At 72.3% G+C, this 10,524-nt stretch carries 9 protein-coding genes; 6 read left to right on the top strand and 3 right to left on the bottom strand.

Annotated elements, in window-relative coordinates; all coding sequences use genetic code 11:
• Nucleotides 1-22 precede the first annotated feature (22 nt).
• On the top strand, nt 23-424 hold the full coding sequence (locus AB0368_RS09925) for a cupin domain-containing protein (RefSeq protein ID WP_366153432.1): 402 nt from the start codon (nt 23-25) through the stop codon (nt 422-424).
• Here the strand turns inward: AB0368_RS09925 and AB0368_RS09920 are convergent.
• Entirely contained in the window at nt 421-2,016 is a 1,596-nt protein-coding gene (locus AB0368_RS09920) for a restriction endonuclease (RefSeq protein ID WP_366153431.1), read from the bottom strand. The two genes, AB0368_RS09925 and AB0368_RS09920, sit on opposite strands and share 4 nt — an antisense overlap.
• Before the next feature lie 367 nt (nt 2,017-2,383).
• Between AB0368_RS09920 and AB0368_RS09915 the strand changes: the two genes are divergently transcribed.
• The 3 genes from AB0368_RS09915 (at nt 2,384) to AB0368_RS09905 (ending at nt 5,284) form a co-directional block, all read left to right on the top strand.
• Nucleotides 2,384-4,144, top strand: a complete 1,761-nt coding sequence (locus AB0368_RS09915; protein ID WP_366153430.1) for an EAL domain-containing protein — start codon at nt 2,384-2,386, stop codon at nt 4,142-4,144.
• A 51-nt stretch (nt 4,145-4,195) separates the two neighbouring features.
• Entirely contained in the window at nt 4,196-4,585 is a 390-nt protein-coding gene (locus tag AB0368_RS09910; RefSeq protein ID WP_366153429.1) for a cupin domain-containing protein, read from the top strand.
• A gap of 237 nt (nt 4,586-4,822) precedes the next feature.
• Nucleotides 4,823-5,284: a MarR family transcriptional regulator gene (locus AB0368_RS09905; protein WP_366153428.1), complete on the top strand. Its 462-nt coding sequence runs from the start codon at nt 4,823-4,825 to the stop codon at nt 5,282-5,284.
• On the opposite strand, the gene AB0368_RS09900 is transcribed toward AB0368_RS09905, so the two are convergent.
• Entirely contained in the window at nt 5,281-7,212 is a 1,932-nt protein-coding gene (locus AB0368_RS09900; protein ID WP_366153427.1) for a TPM domain-containing protein, read from the bottom strand. The two genes, AB0368_RS09905 and AB0368_RS09900, sit on opposite strands and share 4 nt — an antisense overlap.
• 65 nt (nt 7,213-7,277) lie before the next feature.
• Here AB0368_RS09900 and AB0368_RS09895 point away from each other — a divergent pair, with 65 nt between their 5' ends.
• Both AB0368_RS09895 and AB0368_RS09890 read left to right on the top strand, forming a co-directional pair.
• Nucleotides 7,278-8,363, top strand: a complete 1,086-nt coding sequence (locus tag AB0368_RS09895; protein ID WP_366153426.1) for an S-(hydroxymethyl)mycothiol dehydrogenase — start codon at nt 7,278-7,280, stop codon at nt 8,361-8,363.
• On the top strand, nt 8,363-8,962 hold the full coding sequence (locus AB0368_RS09890; RefSeq protein ID WP_366153425.1) for an MBL fold metallo-hydrolase: 600 nt from the start codon (nt 8,363-8,365) through the stop codon (nt 8,960-8,962). Before AB0368_RS09895 ends, AB0368_RS09890 begins: the two co-directional genes overlap by 1 nt.
• Here AB0368_RS09890 and AB0368_RS09885 read toward each other — a convergent pair.
• The gene (locus AB0368_RS09885) at nt 8,959-10,305 is read right to left on the bottom strand and encodes a hypothetical protein (protein WP_366153424.1); all 1,347 of its coding nucleotides are present in this window, start codon (nt 10,303-10,305) and stop codon (nt 8,959-8,961) included. The two genes, AB0368_RS09890 and AB0368_RS09885, sit on opposite strands and share 4 nt — an antisense overlap.
• Nucleotides 10,306-10,524: the final 219 nt, after the last annotated feature.

Below are 10,524 nucleotides of genomic sequence, written 5' to 3'. Positions count from 1 at the left end.
GAAAGGGGCGACGATCACCGGCGTGAGCGAACCGATCTCCCTGACCGCGGCCCTCGCGTCCTTCGACGCCCTCTGGAGCCCCCGCATCGTGACCAGCGTGAACGACTACGACGTGCGCATCGCCAAGGTGCAGGGCGAGCACGTCTGGCACACGCACGACCACACGGACGAGTTCTTCCTCGTCCTCGACGGTGAGCTGCGGATCGCCCTCCGCGAGGGTGCGGGGCACGAGCGGGTGGTGACCCTGGGCCGTGGTGACGTGTTCACCGTGCCGCGCGGTGTGGAGCACCGGCCGGAGTCCGCGACCGGCGCGGCGATCCTGATGTTCGAGCCGTCCGGGACGCTCACCGTGGGCGACCGGCACGACGACGTCCCGGACCACGTGGACGCCACCACGGGCCACCGGCTCGGGGGCCGGTCCTAAACGGCGGCCTCCTCGCCCGGCTCGATGCGGGCCTTGAGGCCCGAGTGCTCGGCCAGCAGGCTCAGCAGCGCCGGACCGTCGAGCAGCTCGATGGGCCGGCCCGTGACCGCCTCGTGGGCCGCCTGCTCGTAGCCGTCCGTCGACACCAGGATGCCCTTCGTGGCGCCGGCCTCGGTCACCGCCGCGACCAGGGACGCTGCCGTGGCCGCGTCCACGGTCCGGCCGCGCACGGTCTGGATCACGACCTGGCCGCCGAACACGGGCCGCGGGTCGGTGGCCCGCCACCGGCCGTCCCCGGCGGCGCCGACCGCCAGGCCCATGTTGCCGAACAGGTCCGCGATCGTCTGCTCCCACTCCGCGGCGTCCATCGTCGCGAGGTTGGGACGCTGGTCGATGTCGGCCAGGACGTTGAACTCCTGCGTGAAGTCGCGGTCAGCCTCCTGGTCGAAATCGGTCACCGGTGGTACGCCGTCGAGCTGGTCCGGCGTCTTGGAGAGGCCCGCCTGCAGGTGCTTGAGGCAGGCGATCGGGTCGACGCGGCGCAGCTTGATCGCCGCGAAGGTGTCCCGGTCGGTGCGCACCGAGACCAGGCAGGGCCGGACGAAGAGGCCGGTGCGCCGGTCGATCGTGTCCACGATGCCGTTGAAGGACACCTCCCGGACCAGCGCGCCGCGATCCGCCTCGACGATCTCGTGCACCGTACGCAGCGCGACCATGGAGATGATCTCCGTGTAGCGACGGCGGATCTCGTCGTCGTCGCGCGGCACCGCCAGCAGGTCGTCGCGGACCCGGTCGTAGCGGTACTCCTTGACCACCGGGATCACCTCGACCGGCGGGAGGTGGTACTCGACGAGGAGGTGCTGCTTCTTCGGCAGGTACGCGAGCCGGAAGTGCTGGGGGAAGTCGTCCGGATACACGGAGTTGCCGAGCACCATCGCGAAGTATTCGACCACCGCCGCGGGATCGGCGTTCGCCACCGCCGTCGCGAACCGGTCCACCTCCGCGTTGTACGCGAGCAGCTTCTCTTCGTGGCGCCGGCGGTTGTCCTCGTACTGCCGCCGGCGCGCCTCGAGCTGGCGGGTGCGGCGCCGCTCGCCTTCGGCCCACTGCGCCTTGGCCTGCTCGAAGGCCTGCTGAGCCAGGGCGAGTTGCTGCTGGTGGAGGCGCTCGCCGCCGAGGATCTTGCCGACGCCGCGGGGCTCCGGCGGGGCGTAGCTCTGCCACGACGGTTCCGGCGCCGGCCGGCCCAGCGGTCCGGGGTCGAACGCGGGCACGGCGATCGGCTTCTTGAACCGGTCGAGGTCGATGTGGTCGTCCACGTCCAGCGTGGACAGCAGCAGCGCGTCGAGGTCCGACAGCCGTGCCCTCAGGTCCGCGTTCGCGGCCGCGGCGTCGGCGCTGCGTGCCTCCGCGTACAGCCTCCGGTGCTCGCGTTGCCGTTCGGCGTCGGCGGCGGCGTGCTGCGCCGCGGCGATCGCCAGGTCCGCGTTGCGCCGGATCAGCTGGCGTTGCTGCGCCGCGGCCGTACGCGCCCGTTGCTCGGCGGCCGCCTGCGTCGCGTGCGCCCGCTGCATGTCCCGAATGATGCCCATGCGTGGTCCTCGCTCACGTGTCCGAAGGGCCACCATATCCACCGTCTCGTGATCTCATCACGGGGAGCACCGTCCCGGACGCGTTGGGTGCATGTTGATCGAGGCCGTCGGGTAGGTGTCGCACATGGTTCCACTATCACCACACGCAGTAACTGTCCGTCATGGACCTGGCGTCGCCGGAGGCGCGTCCCGACCGTCGGCCGATCGGCTAATTTCACCGTCTGAACGGCGGAGAACTGCCTGTTCGTTGTTTTGTTGGGCGAGCTGCGAAAACATTGTCGCGGCCGCCCCCTGTTACCCGGAGCGGTGACGGGTCGTAATAGGTCAGGAGCATCGTTCGCGGCAGGAGGGGAGGTGACGGCTGCGCATGACGGCACCGGACGAACGTTTTCCACGCCCACGCGCGCTGCGCGACCGGCTCTCCCGGCGTCCCCGGCTCAGCCTCAACTCGGCGCCCAAGCGGCCTCACCTCCCGGAGTCGCGCATGTCCGCCGACGACGAGGCCTGGTTCACGTACACCGCCGACGGCGACCGGATCATCTGGTCCGAGGGGCTCGCGGCGCTGCTCGGCCGGCCGCCGAAGGGTGACGAGCTGAGCCGCCAGCTGCTGGCCCGGCACGTGCACCGCGACGACCACGCCAAGGCGCTGGGCTCGATCACCCGGGCCTGGACCGCGCGCGAGCCGGTGCGCACCACCGTGCGCCTGATGCGCGCCGACGGCGGCTGGTTCGACGTGGACTGCCGTCTGGAGCCGATCGCCGGCCCGGACGGCACGATCAGCGGCATCCGAGGGGCGTTGCGGGACGTCTCGGCCCGGGAGCGGGCCCGCCGCGAGGTGGCGCGCCTGACCCGCCGTGGCGAGACCGTCCAGGCGTCCATCGTCGACCCCGACCCCGCGACCGGACTGCTCACCCGCGCCCGCTTCGCCGACGAGATCGATCGCGCGCAGCGCAGCGGCGGGGGAGCGCTGCTGATCGTCCGCGTGGAACCCGACCGGACCGACGGCGTGCGCTTCGACGCCGACGCCGATCTGCTGCACCGGGCTGCCCGCGTACTCGAAGGGCTGGTCCGGCCGGACGACCTTCTGGGCCGCGTCGGCCAGAACGAGATCGGGGTGCTGCTGCCCGGCGCCTCCTGGGTCATGGCCCGCCGCCAGGCCGACCTCTTCGTCGAGGCACTCCGGAGCCAGCCGTTCGTGCTGCCCGACGCCTGGGTCCGCGCCCGCGCCTGGGCCGGCCTGGTCCGCTTCCGCCCGGACGGCGACGCGGGCAGCCACGACCTGCTCATCGACGCCGAGCACGCGTGGCGGCAGGCCCGCGAGGGCGACCGGCCGCTCACCCTGGTCGCCGCCCCGGTGCCGGCGAAGGACCGGCAGGGCTCCTACCGCAACCGGGTCGCCGACGCCCTCGGCACCGACCGGTTCACCCTGTTCGCGCAGCCCATCCTCGAGCTGCAGACCAACCTGGTGCTGCGCCACGAGCTGCTGCTGCGCGTCCTGGACGAGAACGGCAACCCCCAGTCGCCCACCCACGTGCTCGACACGGCGGAGCGGCTCGACGCCGTCTACGACATCGACCTGTGGGTGGTCGAGCGGGCGATGGAGGTCGCGGCGTCGCTGCCCGCGCACGCCTTCCAGATCAACCTCTCCGGGCGTACGGTGGGCGATCCGCGCCTGACCGCGGAGGTCGAGGCCCTGGTCGACCGGTACGCGGTGAACCCCGAGCAGCTCACCTTCGAGATCACCGAGACGGCGCTGATCGGCAACCTGAGTGAGGCCCGCAACTTCGCCGACCGCATCCGCGACCTGGGCTGCCAGCTGGCGCTCGACGACTTCGGCTCCGGGTACGCGTCGTTCCGCTACCTGCGGCTGTTCCCGATCGACCTGGTCAAGATCGACGGCGAGTACGTCCGCGACCTGGTGCACAGCCCGCAGGACCAGGTGCTGGTGCAGGCGCTGGTGCACGTCTGCCAGGCGTACGGGATCCACACGGTGGCCGAGTTCGTGCAGGACGAGGCGACCTTGCGGATGCTGCGGGAGTTCGGGGTCGATTTCGCCCAGGGGTACCTGATCGGGCGGCCGGAGCCGGTGTCGGCGCTGGGCCCGGTCCCGCGCCTGCGGCGTTCCTGACCGGCGCCGGCCGGGGGATTGCGGGCCCCCGGTAACGGGTATCGGGCCTGCATGGAGCACTACACGATCGCCACCGTTGCCGAGAAGAGTCCGGACTTCCGCCGTGTGCTGTGGACCGGCAAGCACACCCAGCTCGTGATCATGACGATCCCGCCGGGCGGCGAGATCGGCGAGGAGGTCCACGAGGTGGACCAGATCCTGACGTTCGTGAGCGGCACGGGTGAGGCCAAGGTCAGCGGCCAGACCCGCAAGGTCAACCAGGGTGACCTGGTGGTGGTGCCGGCCGGGCACAAGCACAACTTCGTCAACGCCGGCCCGAACCCGATGGTGCTGTACACGGTCTACGGGCCGCCGGAGCACGCGGAGGGCGCGGTCCACAAGACCAAGGAAGTGGCGGACAAGCTGGAAGAGGCCGGCAAGGACGAGCCCCCGCAGTCCTGAGCCTGCCCGCTCCTGAGCTCCGCCCCCGGACGACACGGCGCCGGGATCGGCCGAGGCCCCCAGCCGGCCGATCCCGGCGCCGTGCCGGGGTGGAAGGTCCGCCGGGAACGTTACTCTTGAGCGTTCAAGGAAGTCGATGGAGCTGCCCGATCGTCCGGCTCCCGTTTCCCTGACGTCGCCGGCCGGCGCCGAGGCCCGGCCGACGGTTGCCCGGAGGCAGGTCATTAACCTGCAGCCATGGAACAGCCACGGTGGTTGACGGACGAACAGCAGCAAGCGTGGCGCAAATTCGTCGAAGTGCTCGTCAAGGTGCCGGCCGCGCTCGAGGGCCAGCTGCAGCGGGACGCGGGCGTGACCCACATGGGCTACCTGGTGCTGGCCACCCTGTCGGAGCGTACGGACCGCCGCCTCGCGATGAGCCGCCTGGCCAGGAAGGCCAGCGCCTCCCTCTCCCGCCTCTCCCACGTCGTGGCCCGTCTCGAGGCCCAGGGCTGGGTGCGCCGCGAGCGCGACCCGGAGGACGGCCGCGTGCAGATCGCCGTTCTGACCGACGAGGGCTACGACAAGGTCGTCGAGTCCGCTCCCGGACACGCGGAGGCGGTGCAGCAGCTCGTCTTCGACCGGCTGAGCCCGGCCCAGGTTCGCCAGCTCATGAAGGTCTGCGAATCGCTGCTGGAGAACCCGGCCGAGGTCCGCTAGAAGCGCCCGCCTCCTCCGCGGCGTCCCCCGCCCCCGCCGCCTCCACCGGTGCGATGGCCGCTGCCGCCGAAGCCGCCGCCCCAGCCTCCGCTGTGTGACCTGCCGCTGCCGGCCAGGATGCCGCCGAGGACGGCTCCCGCGAACGCGCCGGGGTCGAAGCCGGTCTGGCCGTACCCGCCCTGGCCGTAGCCGGACCAGCTCTGCACGTCGGAATGTGCCGCGCTGCTCGCCGCCGTGGCCTGCTGCTGTGCCTGCTGGGCCTCCGCCATCGCCGTGACCGGGTCCGACTCGGCAAGGCTCTCCGCGAGGGCCAGGTGGCGGTGCGCCTCCGAGAGCGAGGCCCGGGCTCCCGTACCGACGGCACCGCGCCGGGTGGTGATGAAGTCGGTGGCCGTCGCGACCTCCGCCCTGGCCACCGGCAGCGCCTGGATGAGCAGCGCGCGGGCGCGGGCTGTTCGTTCCGCGGCGTCGCGGGCCTCGGCCAGGGCGCGGTCCAGCGCGGCGTCGGCGGCCTGCAGGGCGGCCACGGCGGCGACCGGGTCCGGCTTGGCGGCGGCGAGGCGGGTACGCACCTCCGCCACGGTCTGCTCGGCACCGGTGACCGCGGCGCCGAGCCCGGCCGAAGCCCCGCTCGGCGCCGCGCGGCCGGCGGCGATCTCGGACTCCAGCTCGGTGATCAGCGCGCCGGCGGTCGTACCGGCGTTCGCCAGGTCGGAAGCCGCCCGGTGCACACCGGCCACGAGCTGTTCCGCCTGTTGCACGGCCTGTTCGGCGCCGCGGACCGGGAGCGCAGCCTCGGCCCGGCCACGCGCTGCCGCGTCTTCACCGGTCGACGCCAGGGCGGCTCGCGCCCGCTCGATCGCCTCCGTGGTGAACTGCAGCCGCTCCCGGGCCTGGTCGACGTTTCCGGAGACCGCGGTGACCGTCTGGCCGGCGTACCGGCGGCTCAGCTCGTCCGCCGCCCGCGCCGCCTCGGGCAGGGCGGTCTCCACGGCGACCCGGCGGCGTTCCACCTCGGTGGCCGCCTCGCCGGCGCGTCCCTCCAGGTCGCGGAGCTGGTCGAAGGCCTCCGACTCCGCGTCCAGGCGCTCGTCCGCGGTCCGGCACCGGGCGATGATCTCCGCCAGCGTGCGCCGCCGGGCCTCCTCGTCCGGCGCCGGCTCCTCCTCCAGGGTCATCCGCAGCCGGAAGGCCTCGGCCACGTCCGCACGCGACGCCGAGAGAGCCTCGCGGAAACGGGCCGTCTCCGGCTCGCCGTACTGGGCCGTGGCCATCGCCAGCTCGCTCTCGCTGGCCCGCAGGTCGTCGTCGAGCTCGAGCAGCAGGGCGTTCGCCTGGGCCGTCAACTCCTCCGTCGACGGACCGGTGGCCGCCGGTGGACGGGCCCGCCGGCGGCGCCGCAGGAACACCCACAGCAGGGCGCCGGCGATGACGAGCGCCAGAACGACGAAGACCCAGACGTACGAGGAGGTGCCGCCGGCCGCGTCCGTGTACCCGCCGGCTGCCGCGACGACCGCACCCGACCAGTCGCCGGTGGCCAGGGCCGGTTCGATGTCCCGCTCGGCCACCCGCGCGAGCTCCGCGTCCGAGATGCGGGGGTCGGGCGGGAACGAATACGCGTACGCCCGGTCGGTGGTCGCGACCGCGAGCAGGGCGTCGCGGTCGCCGAGGTCGCTGAGCTCGGCCGTCCGGTCCGTCCTCTCCTGGGCCGGGACCCCGTCGAACGAATCCACGAACACGACGAAGAGCTGAACCCCGGTCTTGTCGCCGAGCGTGGCGAGCGCCTGGTCGACCGCCACGCGGCCGGTGAGGACGCCGGCCGCGTCGGTCACCTGGGTCGCCAGCCGGGCCGGCGGATCCGCCCGGGCCGGGGCCGGGAGCAGCACGAGAGCGAGGACCAACAGGAGTACGCGGCGGACGACGGTCACCCGGACACCGTAGATCCTCCGGCGGTTCTTCGCGCCCGGCACACTGCGGTGGCAAGGTGGTCGGCATGAGCCAGCGAGTCAACGGAGTCATCGCCCGGGCCAAGGGTGCCCCCGTCGAGGTCACCACCATCGTCGTGCCGGATCCCGGTCCCGGCGAGGCCGTCGTGCAGGTCCAGGCGTGCGGGGTGTGCCACACCGACTTGCACTACCGCGAGGGTGGCATCAACGACGACTTCCCCTTTCTGCTCGGCCACGAGGCGGCGGGCGTCGTCGAGTCGGTCGGTGCCGGTGTCACCGATGTCGCTCCGGGTGACTTCGTCGTGCTGAACTGGCGGGCGGTCTGCGGCGACTGCCGGGCCTGCCGCAAGGGCAAGCCGTGGTACTGCTTCAACACCCACAATGCGGCGCAGAAGATGAAACTGGAGGACGGCACCGAGTTGTCGCCCGCGCTGGGCATCGGCGCGTTCGTCGAGAAGACGCTGGTGCACGCCGGTCAGTGCACGAAGGTCGATCCGGCCGCCCGGCCCGCGGCCGTGGGTCTGCTCGGCTGCGGGGTGATGGCCGGCATCGGCGCGGCTATCAACACCGGCGGGGTCACCCGGGGCGACTCGGTGGCGGTCATCGGGTGCGGCGGCGTCGGTGACGGCGCCGTGGTGGGGGCGGCACTGGCCGGTGCTACCACGATCATCGCGATCGACACCGACGACCAGAAGCTCGAGTGGGCGCGCAAGGTCGGTGCCACCCACACGGTCAACGCCCGCGGCACGGACGTGGTCGCCGCCGTGCAGGAGCTCACCGGTGGGAACGGCGCTGACGTCGTCGTCGAGGCGGTGGGCCGGCCGGAGACGTACAAGCAGGCCTTCTACGCCCGGGACCTGGCCGGCACGGTCGTGCTGGTCGGCGTACCGACCCCGGAGATGACCATCGAGCTGTCGCTGCTGGACGTCTTCGGCCGCGGCGGGGCGCTCAAGAGCAGCTGGTACGGCGACTGCCTGCCCACCCGCGACTTCCCCATGCTGACCGAGCTGTACCTGCAGGGCCGGCTGGACCTCGACGCGTTCGTGACCGAGGAGATCCGCCTGGACGGGGTCGAGGACGCGTTCGCCAAGATGCACACCGGCGGCGTGCTGCGCTCGGTGGTGATCTTCTGATGGGCGTACGCGTCGATCACGCGGTCACCAGCGGCACGTTCTCGCTCGACGGCGAGACGTTCGACGTGGACAACAACGTGTGGGTGGTCGGCGACGATGCGGAGTGCGTGGTCATTGACGCGCCTCACTCCGTACCGTCGATCCTGCGGGTGGTGAACGGCCGCAAGGTCGTCGCGATCGTCCTCACCCACGCGCATGACGATCATGTCCGGGTCGCTCCGGAGCTGGCCGGGGAGACCGGGGCGCCGCTGCTGCTGCACCCCGCCGAGGACGTGCTGTGGAAGCTGACCCATCCGGGCGTGCCGATGCCGGCGCCGCTGAGCGACGGCCAGGAGATCGCGGTGGCCGGCGCCACCTTGCAAGTGCTGCACACGCCGGGACACAGCCCAGGTGCGATCTGCTTGTACGCACCCGCCCTGGGTTGCGTCTTCACCGGCGACACGCTGTTTCAGGGCGGACCCGGCGCGACCGGCCGCTCCTACAGCGACCGGCCCACGATCGAGCAGTCGATCCGCAGCCGGCTGCTGACCCTGCCGCCCGAGACCGTCGTGCACACCGGACACGGCCCGGACACGACGATCGCCGCCGAAGGGTTCTAGGCGGCTCGGGCGTAGGCGGGGACGGAACGGTCCGCGAGCAGGTCGAGGGAGAGGGCGGCGGTCCAGCTGAACGTCGGGGCGCCGATGCCCGCGCCGGTGTCCGGGTGGAAGTACTCGAAGTGCCCGGAACGGTGGACCAGGCGGACCATCGCCGTACGCAGGTCCTCGGCCTCGTCGTGGTAGCCGTGCACCAGCATGCCGCGGCGCAGCAGCCAGTTGACGTTGATCCAGATCGGGCCGCGCCAGTAGCGCAGCGTGTCGAAGTCCGGCGCGGTCCGGTCGTAGCTCGGCACCGGCAGGCCCGTCGTCCGCGGCAGGCCGAACCGGGGCGACGCCGCCTCCGCCATGATCGCCTCGACCTGGTCGCGGGGGAGATCTGGCAGGAGAAGAGGCACCAGGCCGTTGACACACCGGGCCGGGCTGAGGACTCCGGTACGCACATCGCGTGAGCGGAAGGTCGCGGTGCTGTCGTCGTACAGATTCCGGGAGATCGCCTCGGTGATCCGGCGCGCCCGCCGCCGGTGTGCCATCGGGTCCGCGCCGACGGCCGCGGCGATGTGGACCAGGGCGAGTTCGGCGGCCGCCACGATCGCGTTGAAGGACGGGCACTCGACCACGAACGCGTGCCGCTGCGCCAGCTCCGCGTCCGCGTAGCCGCCGTCGCGGTAGCCGAGGACCAGGCCCAGGTAGCGGGCGTAGTCCAGGTCGGTGGGGCGGTGCGCGGCGTCGGCGACCTCGAGGTCCCGGCGGCGGAACCGCTCCAGCAGGCCGAGATCCCCGGGCACGCGCGCCATCGCTGCATCCCACGAGGGGCTGTTGTCGAGGCCGGACTCCCACGGGTGCACGATGCTCGCCAACCCGTCCCCGCCGGCGTCGCGGCGCCGGGTCAGATACTCCTGCTGGGCCACGAGCCGCGGGTAGAGCCACTTGAGCTGCTGGCCGGCCTCGTGCGCGCACGCCGCTCCGTGCGAGGCGGCGCGCCGGTACACCTCCCAGGCGGCGACGGCGTGCAACGGCGGCTGGACCAGCCCGGTGCTGCCGCGCGCGGGCCGCCCGCCGTACGCCGGCACGTCCCAGAAGCCCGGCCCGGGGAAGTAGTCCTCCTCGGCGGTCAGAGGGTCGAACACGATGTGCGGGACTCGGCCGTCGGGCCACTGCGCCTCGAACAGGCTGCGCAGGTCGCGCCAGGCCCGCGTCGGGTTCACGTATGCGAGCCCGAGGGCGATGAAGGCGGCGTCCCAGCTCCACTGGTGGGGATACAGCCGGCGGGACGGGACCATGTGGTCCTCGACCCAGTTGGTGTCGAGAACGGATGCGGCGGAGTTCCAGAGATCAGCAGACATGACGGGGTTCAACGCAGCGGTCGGGCCGGACTGGGTGAGGTGCATCTTCGTATAGACCTTTCCGCTGCTGGCCGCGGCAAACCCCTCTGATCGGGCGGCAGGCGTCCCGCCTGAAGATCTTCCATCCGGACGGCTCCCGGGAATCATCCGTTCGGCCGAAGGGCGGGGCAGCGCGTTGATCGACTACCGCTTAGGCTGCGACGGCTTCAGACGTTCATG

Source organism: Actinoplanes sp. NPDC051475, assembly GCF_040689425.1.
Classification (GTDB): Bacteria; Actinomycetota; Actinomycetes; order Mycobacteriales; family Micromonosporaceae; genus Actinoplanes.
The sequence above is the reverse complement of the archived record's forward strand: the minus strand, read 5'-3'. Positions and strand labels throughout refer to the sequence as shown.

Excerpts from the sequence above, each read along its gene's own strand:
- AB0368_RS09905 (WP_366153428.1), top strand. The coding sequence starts at position 4,823 with ATGGAACAGCCACGGTGGTTGACGGACGAACAGCAGCAAGCGTGGCGC.
- AB0368_RS09915 (WP_366153430.1), top strand. The coding sequence starts at position 2,384 with ATGACGGCACCGGACGAACGTTTTCCACGCCCACGCGCGCTGCGCGAC.
- AB0368_RS09910 (WP_366153429.1), top strand. The coding sequence starts at position 4,196 with ATGGAGCACTACACGATCGCCACCGTTGCCGAGAAGAGTCCGGACTTC.
- AB0368_RS09885 (WP_366153424.1), bottom strand. The coding sequence starts at position 10,305 with ATGTCTGCTGATCTCTGGAACTCCGCCGCATCCGTTCTCGACACCAAC.
- AB0368_RS09920 (WP_366153431.1), bottom strand. The coding sequence starts at position 2,016 with ATGGGCATCATTCGGGACATGCAGCGGGCGCACGCGACGCAGGCGGCC.
- AB0368_RS09890 (WP_366153425.1), top strand. The coding sequence starts at position 8,363 with ATGGGCGTACGCGTCGATCACGCGGTCACCAGCGGCACGTTCTCGCTC.
- AB0368_RS09895 (WP_366153426.1), top strand. The coding sequence starts at position 7,278 with ATGAGCCAGCGAGTCAACGGAGTCATCGCCCGGGCCAAGGGTGCCCCC.